A 13,191-nucleotide genomic window follows, 5' to 3' on the forward strand; every position below is an offset into this window, starting at 1 on the left:
AAAGTCCCAGTATCGCGAAGGCGACAAACAGACCGGCGCCGTTCACATGTCCGGTATTTTTTCAGCCGGATCGAGGGCCTGTCGGCGCGCGGGTCACATGCCCTGGTAGACTGGCCCCTCGCCGCCCTGCGGCGGCACCCAGTTGATGTTCTGGTTCGGGTCCTTGATATCGCAGGTCTTGCAGTGGACGCAGTTCTGCGCGTTGATGACGAAGCGCACGTCTTTCGCCGCCGGATCGGCGGCGGCATTGCCATCCTTGTCGACCCACTCATAAACGCCTGCCGGGCAATAGCGTGTCGATGGTCCGGCAAAGACATCATGCTCCGAGCGCTTCTGCAGCTCCATGTCGCCGACCAGCAGGTGGACCGGCTCGTTCTCTTCGTGATTGGTGTTGGATAGGAACACCGAAGACAGGCGGTCGAAGGTCAGCACGCCATCAGGCTTCGGATAGGCGATCTTCTTGTGCTTGGCGGCGGGCTCGAGCGCGGCATAGTCGGCCTTGCCGTGCTTCAGCGTGCCGAAGGGCGAGATGCCGAACAGCGTGTTCAGCCACATGTCGAGGCCCCCGAGGCCGATGCCGACAATGGTGCCGAACCGCGACCACAGCGGCTTGACGTTGCGCACCTTCTTCAGATCCTTGCCGATGTCGGTCGCGCGCCAGGCTTGCTCGTAGGTGGAAAGCTCATCATTGGCACGGCCCGCGCCAATCGCCTCGGCGACATGCTCGGCCGCCAGCATTCCCGACAGCACTGCATTGTGGGAACCCTTGATGCGCGGCACGTTGACGAAGCCCGCGGCACAACCCATCAGCGCGCCACCGGGGAAGGACAGTTTCGGCACCGACTGCCAGCCACCCTCGGTGATGGCACGCGCGCCATAGCCCAGCCGCTTGGCGCCCTCGAAGGTGCCTGCGATCGCCGGATGCGTCTTGAAGCGCTGGAACTCCTCGAATGGCGAGAGATAGGGGTTCTTGTAATTGAGGTGGAGGACGAAGCCGACCGCCACCTGATTGTCCTCGAGATGGTAGAGGAAGGAACCGCCGCCGGTCTTCATGTCGAGCGGCCAGCCGAAGGAATGCTGCACCAGGCCCGGCCGATGGTTCTCCGGCTTGACCTGCCAGAGCTCCTTCAGGCCGATGCCGTATTTGCCGGGCTCGCGGCCGTCGGAAAGCTTGTATCTGGCGATCAGCTGCTTGGCGAGCGAGCCACGTGCGCCTTCGCCGATCAGCACATATTTGCCCATCAGCGCCATACCCGGCGCGAAGCCCGGGCCATGCGTGCCGTCCTTCTCGACGCCCATGTCGCCAGTGACGACGCCGGTGACGGCGCCTTCCTCATTGTAGAGCAGTCCGGCGGCGGCAAAGCCCGGATAGATCTCGACGCCAAGCGCCTCGGCCTTGGTCGCCAGCCAGCGGCAGACATTGCCGAGCGAGACGATGTAATTGCCGTGATTGTTCATCAGCGGCGGCATCAGGATGTTGGGCAGACGGAACGAGCCGGCGGGGCCGAGCACCAGGAAATGGTCCGCCGTGACCGGGGTCTTGAAAGGATGACCTTCTTCCTCGCGCCAACCGGGCAGCAGCCGATCGATGCCGACAGGATCGACGACGGCGCCGGAGAGGATGTGGGCGCCGACCTCGCCGCCCTTTTCCAGCACGACGACGGAAAGCTCGGGATTGACCTGCTTGAGGCGGATGGCCGCGGCAAGGCCGGCCGGACCGGCGCCGACGATGACCACGTCGAATTCTATGCTCTCGCGTTCGATATCGCTCATCAACCCCTCCGCACTGGCTTGCCGCTGTTGCGTATCTTGCTGGCTCCTGCGCTGCATAGCGCATCAATTGGCGACAGGAAACCGGCGCATACGTGACAATGCGGATTTGGCCAAAAAGTCGCGCATTCCGCCGGATAATAGCCGTCAGCGCCCCGCGAGAACCGCGGTCCCCGCGTTTTTTAATTGTTCGACGGCTTGCTTATCGGCCATACTTCCCGCCATGCGCATTCCTGGGCCAGCCGGCTTTCCTTCGACGCGCTTTGTTTTGACGCCCGGCCGGGCCTGCCGGGCGATTCTTTTGGCCCTTCTGGCGTCGGCGCCGGGGCATGCCGCCGCGGACGAGGTGAAAGTCTGGGCGACGGGCGCCTACTCCTTCTCCGACGAGCTCGGCGGCTTCCGCATCACCGGAGCCTCGGGCATCGGAACCAAGGACGATCCGCTGGTCATAACGGAAGAGCTGAATTCGGCGACACCGGTGACGCTGACCATCCGTACCACCAAGCCGATCCAGACATTCGGCAAGGCGGGCGAGTTCGCCAACGGCATCATGTATATGCGCATCGACGTGCTCAACAACAGCGGCCAAGCCTGGATCGAATTCCAGTTCGAGCTTCAGGAGATACTGGACCAGCCGAGCGTGTTTGGCGACGGGCTTTCGTTCGACCAACGCAACAAGACGCCCGACAATATCTGGTCCAGCAATTTCGCCGATTTCGACCGCGACTTCGAACCCTACGACCGGTTGCTGTTCAAGAACGGCAAGGTCGATCCGCTGAAAACCGCCAGCTTCGAGTTCCTGATGACCGACTACACGCCGCGCTGGACCTTCTATCTGGTGCAGGATCCGCGCATCCCGACGGGATAGGGCGACCGGCCGGCCTTGCAAATTGCAGCCACGCGGACGAATGTGCGCGCCATGACTGCCGCGTCCCCCAACAGCCCGACCGATATTGCCGACATCCTGGCCTTCTACGCCAGCGCCGGCGTCGATGAGGCGCTGGAAGACGCCCCGGTGAACCGCTTCGCCGAGGCGGCACCGAGGCCTGTGGAGCGCACGCCGGCGCAGGTGCCCCCCCCTCGCGAGGACAGGGCGCCGGAGCGGCCCGCCACATCATCCGGGTTGGATGCAAGCAAGGTGCCGGATGCGCCGGCGCGCACCGTGCCCTCCGCCATACCCGACGAGGCGCAGGCCGCTCTCGCCCGGCAAATGGCGGCAAGCGCCTCGACACTGGAAGAGCTGCGCCAGCACATGGCCGCCTTCGATGGCTGCAATCTCAAGGCCACCGCCAAGAATCTCGTATTCGCCGACGGCAACCCGGAGGCCGCGGTCATGCTGGTTGGCGAGGCGCCCGGCCGCGACGAGGACATTGAGGGGCTGCCCTTCGTCGGCCGTTCGGGCCGGCTGCTCGACCGCATGCTGGCCGCGATCGGGCTCGACCGCACCTCGGTCTACATCGCCAACGTCATTCCCTGGCGGCCGCCGGGCAACCGCACGCCGACCCCGCACGAGACCGAGATCTGCCGGCCGTTCATCGAGCGCCAGATCGAGCTGGTCAATCCCAAGGTCCTGGTCAATCTCGGCGGCCCGTCGGCCAAGACCTTGCTCAACACTTCGGAAGGCATTTTGCGGCTGCGTGGCAACTGGCGCGTCCACACCACGGCCTCGGGCACCGCCATTCCGGCCATGCCGACGCTGCATCCGGCCTATCTGTTGCGGACGCCGGCGCACAAGAAGCTGGCATGGCGGGATTTTCTCGAGGTGAAGGCGAAGCTGCGGGCGCTGGGGTGAAGTGCGGCTTCCCCTTCTCCCCTTGTGGGAGAAGGTGGATCGGCGCGCAGCGCCGAGACGGATGAGGGGTGTTCCAGCGGAGTGAGGCGTCGGCGTTCCCTGGAACACCCCTCATCCGACCTCGCTGCGCGAGGCCACCTTCTCCCACAAGGGGAGAAGGGAAGAACCGCGCCATAACCTCCAAGGTAATTGAACTCCGCCCCTCGCCGCCCTACTCATCCCTCATGACCACACCCCAAACTTCCGCCGGCAGTCTCATCCGCGAATGGCGCACGCGACGCCGCATGAGCCAACTCGACCTCGCCATGGAGGCCGAGATTTCGCAGCGGCATCTGAGTTTTGTCGAGAGCGGACGCGCCGCACCCTCGCGCGATATGGTGCTGCATCTGGCCGAGCAGCTTTCAATCCCGCTGCGGCAACGCAATCAATTGCTGCTGGCCGCGGGCTTTGCGCCGAGCTTCAGCGAACGACCGCTCACCGACACGACGCTGGCGCCGGCGATGGCGGCGGTCGAGGCCGTGCTCAAGGGCCATGAACCGTTTCCGGCACTGGCCGTCGACCGGCACTGGAACCTGGTTTCGGCCAATGCCGCGATCGCTCCGTTCCTTGTCGATGTCAGCGAGGCTTCCCTGCTGACGCCCCCGGTCAATGTGCTTCGCCTTTCCCTGCACCCCGGCGGCATCGCACCGCGCATCGTCAACCTCCAGGAATGGCGCACGCATCTGCTGGAGCGTCTCAAGCACCAGAACGATGCGACCGGCGACCCGGTGCTGGTCGAACTGGAGCGCGAGTTGCGCGGTTATCCTTCCGGCCTCAAAGGCGGCCGGCCGGCACCCGTCGAACCGAACGCCATCGTGCATCCGCTCAGGCTTGCCCATGGCGATCAGGTGCTGTCGTTCATCAGCACCATCACCGTGTTCGGCACACCGCTCGACGTGAGCTTGTCGGAACTGGCGATCGAATCCTTCTTCCCGGCGGATGAGCAGACACGCGCCGTGCTGGTGCGGCTGGCGAAGGAACGCGCTGAACGGTCCTGATCAGCCCTGAGGCAACGTCGCCTTGCGCGTTCGCCTGCGTTCCAGGCCCAGTTGCCGTTCGCGCCAGATGATGAAGATGCCGGCCGCGACAACAATCAGGCCGCCGACCAGCGTGCTGAGCGAAGTCACGTCGCCGAAAACGAAATAGCCGACGACGACGCCGAGGATCATCGAGGTGTATTCGAACGGTGCCACCACCGACGCCTCGGCATGGCGATAGGCCGAGGTCATCAGGATCTGGCCGAGGCCGCCGCAGAAGCCGGCCATGATGAGCAGCGCGGCTTGCGCTGGCGTCAGCGATTGCCAGCCGAAAGGCAGCGTCAGCAGCGAGAGCACGCTCGCGGTCGACGAGAACCACAAAACGATGGTCGCCGTCTTCTCCGTCTGCACGAGATTGCGCACAAGCAGCATGGCGACAGCCGAGATCGCGGCGGCCACCAGCGCGGCCATGACGCCCAGGACCTCCTGGTCGTCGAGCGCTTCATCTGAATTGAGCAGGGTCAGTTCCGGCCAGGAGATGATGAGCACGCCAATGAGGCCGACGGCGACAGCGCTCCAGCGATAGACGCGGATCGTCTCGCCAAGGAAGACCGAAGAAAACACCACGACCAGCAGCGGCTGCGCATAGTTCAGGGTGATCGCCTCCGGTAGCGGCAACCTGGTAAGCGCGAAAAAGCCAAGTCCCATGGCACCGACGCCGACGATGCCGCGCGCAACGTGGTTGAAGGGACGTTTCGTGACGAATGCGGTGGCCAGATGCCCTTTCAATGCCAGGAAGGCAATGATCGGGAAGATGGCGAAGAAGGAGCGGAAGAACACGATCTGCCCGGCCGGCACGTCTCCGGCCGCCTTGATGCAGGTTTGCATGCCGACAAAAACCGCCACCGAGACGATCTTGAGCGCGATGCCCCTCAGCGTACCGTGGCCGCCCGTCGTTCCTGGTTCCGCCCCCGCCCCTGATGTCACGTTGGCGATGCACCCCTGATCGCGGCCCAGATGCGCGCCGGCGTCGCCGGCATCTCGATATGCCGGATGCCGTAGGCACGCCACAGCGCGTCGGTCACCGCGTTGAGCGCGGCCGGCGTCGAACCGATCGTGCCGGCCTCGCCCGCGCCCTTGATGCCGAGCGCATTGGTGGTCGACGGCACGTTGCGGGTCTCGAAATGGAAGAACGGAAAATTGTCGGCGCGCGGCATGGCATAGTCCATGAAGCTCGCCGTCAGCAACTGCCCGTCCTCGCCATAAATGGTTTCCTCGGTCAGCGCCTGGCCGATGCCTTGCACGACGCCGCCATGCACTTGACCGGCGAGCAGGATCGGATTCACGGTAACACCGAAATCGTCGACGATCGTGTAACGCACGATGTCGGTCGTGCCGGTGTCGGGGTCGATCTCGACCTCGCAGATATGGGTGCCGTTCGGATAGGTGCATTCGTCCTGGACGAACTCGCCGAAACCCTTGAGATCATCAGGGCTTTTCGCGGCCTTGGCGATGCTGGAAAAATCGATCGTACGGTCGGTACCGACGATGCGGGCAACCCCATCGGCCAGCTCGATATCGCCGGCCGAGGCTTCCAGCTCGTCGGCCGCGATGCGCTTGATCTTGTTGGCCAGGTCCTCGCCCGCACGGGAAGCCGATACGCCCCCCAATGGAATGGACCGCGAGCCGCCGGTACCGCCGCCGGCCTTCAATTCGTCGGTGTCGCCCTGGCGGACATGGATCTTGTCGATGTCGAGATTGAGCTTTTCCGACAGGAACTGCGCATAGGCGGTTGCATGCCCCTGCCCGTTCGTCTGGGTGCCGATCTTCAGCGTCACCGTGCCGTCGCCATTGAGCTCGACAAAGGCCGGTTCGGAGCCAGGGAAGGCGCAAGCCTCGATATAGGTCGCCATGCCGATGCCGCGGATCCTGCCGGCGGTCTTCGACTGCTTCAGCCGCTGGGGAAAAGCCTTCCACTCGGACCGCTCGATGGCGCGGTCCATATGGCCTTCGAATTCACCATTGTCGTACAGGCGGCCAGTCTGCGTGCGATAGGGGAATTGCTCGGGCCGGATGAAGTTGCGACGGCGGATTTCGTCGACAGGTAGGCCGAGATCATGGGCGCAGGCATCGACCAGCTTTTCCAGCAAGAACGCCGCTTCGGGCCGGCCGGCGCCGCGATAGGCGTCGACCGGGCACGTGTTGGTGTAGAGGCCGGTCACCGAGACATCGAGCGCCTGGATGTCATAGACGCCGGTCGACATGGTGACGCCGATATACGGAATGAACGGGCCGTATTGCGAGACATAGGCGCCGATATTGGCGAGCAGCGCGACCTTCATACCGAGGAAGCGGCCATCCTTGTCCATGGCCATTTCAGCCGTAACGGCGTTGTCACGGCCTTGCGCGTCCGTGAGGAAATGTTCGGTCCGGTCGCCGGCCCATTTCACCGGGCGGCCGAGCCGTTTCGCGGCCTCGAGCACCAATGGATATTCCCGGTAGACGAAGCTTTTCGGCCCGAACCCGCCGCCGACATCGGGCGTGATGACGCGCAGTTGGTCCTTCTTGATCTTGAACAGGCTGGCCAGGATATACTGCATGGAATGCACGCCCTGCGACCCGGTGGTCAGCACCAGGCGGTTTTCCTCGACATTCCATTCGCCTATCGCCGAGCGCGGCTCCATGTAGTTGCAGACCAGCCGGTTGTTGACGAACTCGATGCGGGTGACATGAGCCGCCCTGGCGAAGGCCGCCTTCGTCCTTGCCTTGTCGCCCATGTGGTAGGTGAAGGCGCGGTTGGAGCCGAGTTCCGGCCAGACCAGCGGCGTGCCTTCGGCAAGTGCCGTCGCCGTGCCTGAAGCAGCGTCCTCGCCATCGTAATCGACATCGATCAGTTCGGCGGCATCCTGCGCCAGGGCACGGCTGTCGGCGACCACAAAAGCAACGGCATCGCCGACATAGTTGACGCGGTCCCGGCACAGGATCGGAATGTCGCGCGTCGGCGCCTTGGTGCCGTCCGGCTGTACCTGCATGACACCGGACTTCAGATCGCCAAGATGAGCGAGATCCTTGGCAGTCAGCACCAGATGGACGCCGGGTGCCTGCCTTGCCGCTTCCGTCGAACCGATCCTGAAGCTTGCCTTGGCGACCGGCGAGCGCAGGACATAGCCATGCACGACGCCGGCCGGCTTGATATCATCGGTATAGCGGCCCTGTCCCTGGATGAATGCCCCATCCTCGCGCCGCAGCACGGAAGCGCCCATGCCGAATTTCGGTGTGACGACGGTCATGGCTGCCTCGTGATGATGTGGAGAATGAACGCCTGAAATAGGCATCGGTTGAGTTTTGTCGAGGGATCGTTTCGTGTAAAGAGCGCGGACTTCAAATTTCTTGGACCAGCGGGAACTGTCCGCTTCCAACGCAATCGACAGGAAAACCAACGGAATGCGCACGGACACCGGCCAGGTCTTCAAGCTCGAAGACTATCGCCCCAACGACTATCTCATTCCGCAGACCAACCTCACCTTCCGCCTTTCGCCTGAGGCCACGATCGTCACCGCAACGCTGACGATCGAACGCCGCGATGGCGTGTCCGCGACCGCGCCATTGGTGCTCGACGGCGACGGGCTGATACTCAAGCGCATCGAGATCGACGGCAAGAAGGCAAGACCGGCTGACTTGCTGGTGACACCTGACCAACTCACCATTCTCGAACCGCCGGCCACGCGCCGCTTCGAGCTGCTCATCGAAACCGAACTGGCGCCGGCCGGCAACGAAGCCCTGATGGGTCTCTATCGCTCGAACAACGTCTATTGCACGCAATGCGAGGCCGAGGGCTTCCGCCGCATCACCTACTTCCTCGATCGGCCCGATATCCTGTCCGTCTACACCGTGCGGATCGAGGCTCGGCGCGACGAGGCGGCGCTGCTCCTGTCCAACGGCAATCCGGTCGACAAGGGTGATCTCGGCGACGGCTGGCACTATGCCGGATGGTACGACCCCTTCCCCAAGCCATCCTATCTGTTCGCGCTGGTGGCCGGCAATCTCGGCCAGGTCGCCGACAGTTTCGTCACCGCGTCCGGCCGCAAGGTCGAACTCGGCATCTATGTCGAGCCCGGCAAGGAGAAGCTCGCCGGCTACGCGATGGACGCGCTGAAGCGGTCGATGCGATGGGACGAGGAGGCATTCGGTCGCGAATACGACCTCGACGTCTTCAACATCGTCGCCGTGTCCGACTTCAACATGGGCGCGATGGAGAACAAGGGCCTCAACATCTTCAACGACAAATATGTGCTGGCCGATCAGGAGACCGCGACGGACGCCGATTTCGCCAATATCGAGGCGATCATCGCGCATGAGTATTTCCACAATTGGACAGGCAACAGAATCACTTGCCGAGACTGGTTCCAGCTTTGCCTGAAGGAAGGGCTGACGGTTTTCCGCGACCACGAATTCTCCGCCGACCAGCGCTCGCGCGCGGTCAAGCGCATCGCCGAAGTGCGCACGTTGAGGGCGCACCAGTTTCCTGAGGACCAGGGTCCGCTGGCGCACCCGGTGCGGCCGCGCCGCTACCGCGAGATCAACAATTTCTATACGGCGACGGTCTACGAAAAGGGGTCCGAAGTGGTGCGCATGATCCGCACCATCCTCGGGACGGAAGCCTTTCGCGCCGGCATGGACCTCTATTTCGAACGGCATGACGGCGAAGCGGCCACGATCGAGGATTTCATCAAGGTGTTCGAGGATGCGTCGGGCCGCGACCTGTCGCAGTTCGCGCTCTGGTATCATCAGGCGGGCACACCCAACCTGACGGTCAGTTCGACGCACAATCCGGCCGCGCGGGAGTTCACGCTCGAGATCGAGCAGTCGGTGCCGCCTACCCCCTCCGAAAGCCGCAAGCGGCTGATGCACATACCGCTCGCCTTTGGCCTGATCGGCGCTGGCGGCAAGCCTGTCGAGTACAGCGGGGTCGAGGGCGCCAGCGTCGAGGACGGCGTCATCCATGTCCGCAAGCGCCGCCATATGGTGCGCTTTTCAGGCGTTGCCGAACGTCCGGCCGTGTCGCTCAACCGCGGCTTTTCGGCGCCGGTGACGCTGTCTGTCGAGCAGAAGGCCGACGATCAGTTCTTCCTTGCCCGCCATGACAGCGACGCCTTCTCGCGCTGGCAAGCCTTCAATACGCTCCTCACCGATGCGCTGATCGCTGCCTTCCGCGAGATCCTTGGCGGCAAGCGGCCTGACTTCACGCCCCGGCTGACCGAGCTTGCCGGCCGCATCGCCGGCGACGAGGCGCTGGAGCCCGCCTACCGGGCGCTGGCGCTGGCGCTTCCTGGCGATGCCGACATCGCCCGCGACATCGGCAAGAACATCGATCCCGACGCCATCCACACGGCCCGACAGGCCCTTGCGCTGGCGATAGCCACGGCGAACCGGGAACCCTTCGCGCAACTGTATGATCGCCTCGCGGACAAGGCCGTGTTCAGCCCGGATGCAACAAGCGCCGGGCGACGCGCCCTGCGCAACGTCCTTCTGGACTATCTCTCGCTGCTGCCGGGCGGTGCGGCACTTGCCGCCGGACATTTCCAGTCCGCTACCAACATGACCGACCGCGCGGCCGCGCTTGCCGTGCTCGCGCATCGTCACCATGGGTCGCCGGAGGCGAACAAAGCGCTGGCGGCTTTCGAAAAGACCTATGCGTCCGACCCGCTGGTCATGGACAAATGGTTCCAGATTCAGGCCAGCGTGCCAGGGCCGCAGGCTGTCGACACGGTTCGTGCCCTGACTGCTCATGCAGGCTTCTCGATGGCAAATCCAAATCGGGTACGCTCGCTGATCGGTACATTCTCCAGTGCAAACCAGACCGGTTTCCATCGCCCCGACGGCGAAGGCTACCGGTTCTTCGCGCAAACGGTACTCGAGGTCGAAAAGCGCAATCCGCAAGTGGCGGCAAGGCTGGCGACGGCACTGAGATCATGGCGTTCGCTCGAACCGGGCCGGCAGGCCAAGGCCAGGGAAGCCCTGCTTTCGATCGCCAATGCCGAAAACCTGTCGGCGGATCTGCGCGATATTGTCGAGCGCACGCTGGCCTAAATACCCTCGGTCTTCTCCCGTGCGGGAGAGGGCCGAGGTGCCGCACCTCCAAAACCGATTATTTTAGTCGATTTTTAATCTTTTTTCGCCGGACCACTGGACAAGGCGAATCACCTTTGATTCTTTACTGACGATTCGGAAGTGCGGCGTTTGCCGGATCACAAAGCAGCATAGGCAAATTCGGGGAGTGCCATTTATGGCGAAGGCGGACGCGTGGGGCGCGCCCGGTGGGATGGCTTTTGCGCGTCGCGAGACGCGCGGCGACGGCCTTGCCGGGAATACGCGGCTTATCGCCGAGCCGGCCTACAAGCGGCTTCTGGCCGCCGAACCGCTGCTGCGCCGGTCGATACCGGCCCTCATCATCATCTTCCTGCTCGTCATCGCGGCGCTGCGCGTGCTGTCGCTGATGAACGAGCGCGACGACGTCGAGCGTGATGCCAAGGCGATCCTGACGCTGGCGGCGGGCCAACTGGCCAGTTCGCTTGCCACCACCTCGGATACCCTGCCCGGCGCCGTCCAGGACCTGCTGGAGACCACCAGCCGTCAGGGCGCGATGGGCCGCAGCCATGTGCTCGTCATCACCGACAGCGCCTTCAAGATCACCGCGGTGACGCCCCGCTCGATCCCCTGGCAAGGCCATTCGCTCGACGGCCTCGTCCAGGGCGGCCAGCCGCTGTTCATGTTCGGCGACCGCGCCGGCGTCATGGAAGTCAACATCGGCGGCCAGGACTGGTATGCCGCCGTCAGCGTCGCCAAGGATCGGAAGGGAGCCGCGGCGGCTCTGGTGCCGCAGGAAGCGGTCTTCGACACATGGCGGAAGACCGTCTCGCTCAACGTCACCCTGTTCGTGCTGACGGCCGGCGTGCTGATCATCATCCTCTATGCCTATTTCGGGCAGGCGGCGCGCGCACAGGCCGCCGACCGCATCTACCTCGAAGCGCACCGGCGCATCGACATGGCGCTGGTCCGCGGCCGCTGCGGCCTGTGGGACTGGGACATGGTGCGCGGCAAGATGTACTGGTCGCGCTCGATGTACGACATGCTGGGCTACGAGCCCTGCGAGACGATGCTGTCCTTCGGCGAGGTCGACGAGATCATCCATCCCGAGGACGGCGACCTGTTCGAACTCGCCAACAGAATTGTCGCCCGCGAGATCGACCACATCGACCAGGTGTTCCGGATGCGACATGCCGATGGCCAATGGGTGTGGATGCGCGCTCGTGCACAGGTCATGGATCCGGAGGCGCCGGAAATCCAGCTGATCGGCATTGCCGTCGACGTCACTGAGCAGCGCCATCTGGCGCTGCGGTCCGAGGCGGCCGACCTTCGCCTCAGGACCGCGATCGAGAACATCAACGAATCCTTCGTGCTGTGGGATTCGACGCAGCGGCTGATCATGTGCAACTCCAAATACCAGCAGGACAACGGCCTCTCGGATCGCGACGTGATGCCAGGCGTGACGCGCGCTTCCCTGGAAGAGCGGATGCTGGCTTTTGCTTCCGAGCGCAGGCTTGCCAACACCAATGGTCCGCAAGGCGGCGCCACTTTCGAGCGGCAGCTGTCCGACGGCCGCTGGCTGCAGGTCAACGAACTCAAGACCAGGGATGGCGGCATCGTCTCCGTCGGCTCCGACATCACCCAGATCAAGCTGCATCAGGAGAAGCTGGTCGACAGCGAACGCCGGCTGATGGCGACGATCCATGATCTCAGCCTCGCCCGCCGAGCCGAAGAGGAACGGTCTCGCGAACTGGTCGACCTCAACCGCAAATACATGAAGGAAACCGAGCGCGCCGAAGCGGCGAACCGGGCCAAATCCGAATTCCTGGCCAACATGTCGCATGAATTGCGTACACCGCTGAACGCCATCATCGGCTTCTCCGAATTGATGGAACAGGGGCTGTTCGGCCCGCTGGGATCGGAGCGCTACGAGGAGTACGCCACCGACATCAACAGCAGCGGCAAGTATCTGCTCGGCGTCATCAACGACATTCTCGACATGTCCAAGATCGAGGCCGGCCAGTTCTCGCTCGACCAGGAACAGATCGACCTCGGGCCGTTGATCAGCGAGACGGTGCGCGTCGTCTCGCTGCAGGCCGCGCAAAAGGCGATCACCGTGGAAACACGCATCGCCGACGCGCTGACCTTGTTCGCCGATCGCCGCGCGATCAAGCAGATTGTCATCAACCTCCTGTCCAACGCGGTGAAGTTCACCGGCCAGGGCGGCCACATATCGGTCAGGGCCCGCAACACGTCGGGCGCCCTGGTGCTGACCATTGAGGACAATGGCTGCGGCATCCCGAAGGAGGCGCTCGGCAAGCTAGGACGGCCTTTCGAACAGGTGCAGAACCAGTTCTCCAAGAACCATGCCGGATCAGGCCTTGGCCTCGCCATCTCGCGCTCGCTGGCCGAGCTCCAGGGCGGCGCGCTGAAGATCCGTTCGACCGAAGGCGTCGGCACGATCGTGTCGGTGCGCATTCCGGTGAAGAAGGCGCCGGCGGCGGTGAAGGCCGCGGCTTGAACAAC

The 13,191-nt window shown here is 63.8% G+C and carries 8 protein-coding genes; 5 read left to right on the plus strand and 3 right to left on the minus strand.

What is annotated here, in order from left to right:
• Positions 1-93 precede the first annotated feature (93 nt).
• Positions 94-1,773 carry an electron transfer flavoprotein-ubiquinone oxidoreductase gene (locus AC07UC_RS26385; protein ID WP_494907898.1) on the minus strand — a complete coding sequence of 560 codons (1,680 nt, stop codon included), beginning with the start codon at positions 1,771-1,773 and terminating at the stop codon, positions 94-96.
• Between the two features lie 220 nt (positions 1,774-1,993).
• Between AC07UC_RS26385 and AC07UC_RS26390 the strand changes: the two genes are divergently transcribed.
• From AC07UC_RS26390 to AC07UC_RS26400, 3 genes are all read left to right on the plus strand, one after another.
• Positions 1,994-2,638, plus strand: a complete 645-nt coding sequence (locus tag AC07UC_RS26390; protein WP_202323227.1) for a hypothetical protein — start codon at positions 1,994-1,996, stop codon at positions 2,636-2,638.
• A 51-nt stretch (positions 2,639-2,689) separates the two neighbouring features.
• Positions 2,690-3,562, plus strand: a complete 873-nt coding sequence (locus tag AC07UC_RS26395; RefSeq protein ID WP_494907899.1) for a uracil-DNA glycosylase — start codon at positions 2,690-2,692, stop codon at positions 3,560-3,562.
• A gap of 224 nt (positions 3,563-3,786) precedes the next feature.
• Complete coding sequence (locus AC07UC_RS26400; protein WP_494907900.1) at positions 3,787-4,599, plus strand: helix-turn-helix domain-containing protein; 813 nt, start codon at positions 3,787-3,789, stop codon at positions 4,597-4,599.
• On the opposite strand, the gene AC07UC_RS26405 is transcribed toward AC07UC_RS26400, so the two are convergent.
• Positions 4,600-5,565, minus strand: a complete 966-nt coding sequence (locus tag AC07UC_RS26405) for a DMT family transporter (RefSeq protein WP_140768598.1) — start codon at positions 5,563-5,565, stop codon at positions 4,600-4,602.
• Positions 5,562-7,868: a xanthine dehydrogenase family protein molybdopterin-binding subunit gene (locus tag AC07UC_RS26410; protein ID WP_494907901.1), complete on the minus strand. Its 2,307-nt coding sequence runs from the start codon at positions 7,866-7,868 to the stop codon at positions 5,562-5,564. Before AC07UC_RS26410 ends, AC07UC_RS26405 begins: the two co-directional genes overlap by 4 nt.
• A 154-nt stretch (positions 7,869-8,022) precedes the next feature.
• Between AC07UC_RS26410 and pepN the strand changes: the two genes are divergently transcribed.
• Both pepN and AC07UC_RS26420 read left to right on the plus strand, forming a co-directional pair.
• Positions 8,023-10,668, plus strand: a complete 2,646-nt coding sequence (gene pepN / locus AC07UC_RS26415; protein ID WP_494907902.1) for an aminopeptidase N — start codon at positions 8,023-8,025, stop codon at positions 10,666-10,668.
• 196 nt (positions 10,669-10,864) lie between these two features.
• On the plus strand, positions 10,865-13,186 hold the full coding sequence (locus AC07UC_RS26420; protein WP_494907903.1) for a PAS domain-containing sensor histidine kinase: 2,322 nt from the start codon (positions 10,865-10,867) through the stop codon (positions 13,184-13,186).
• Positions 13,187-13,191 lie beyond the last annotated feature (5 nt).

The sequence above is a fragment of the Mesorhizobium sp. GW821-FHT04C10 genome (genome assembly GCF_059420305.1).

Excerpts from the sequence above, each read along its gene's own strand:
- AC07UC_RS26385 (WP_494907898.1), bottom strand. The coding sequence starts at position 1,773 with ATGAGCGATATCGAACGCGAGAGCATAGAATTCGACGTGGTCATCGTC.
- AC07UC_RS26390 (WP_202323227.1), top strand. The coding sequence starts at position 1,994 with ATGCGCATTCCTGGGCCAGCCGGCTTTCCTTCGACGCGCTTTGTTTTG.
- AC07UC_RS26395 (WP_494907899.1), top strand. The coding sequence starts at position 2,690 with ATGACTGCCGCGTCCCCCAACAGCCCGACCGATATTGCCGACATCCTG.
- AC07UC_RS26400 (WP_494907900.1), top strand. The coding sequence starts at position 3,787 with ATGACCACACCCCAAACTTCCGCCGGCAGTCTCATCCGCGAATGGCGC.
- AC07UC_RS26410 (WP_494907901.1), bottom strand. The coding sequence starts at position 7,868 with ATGACCGTCGTCACACCGAAATTCGGCATGGGCGCTTCCGTGCTGCGG.
- pepN (WP_494907902.1), top strand. The coding sequence starts at position 8,023 with ATGCGCACGGACACCGGCCAGGTCTTCAAGCTCGAAGACTATCGCCCC.
- AC07UC_RS26420 (WP_494907903.1), top strand. The coding sequence starts at position 10,865 with ATGGCGAAGGCGGACGCGTGGGGCGCGCCCGGTGGGATGGCTTTTGCG.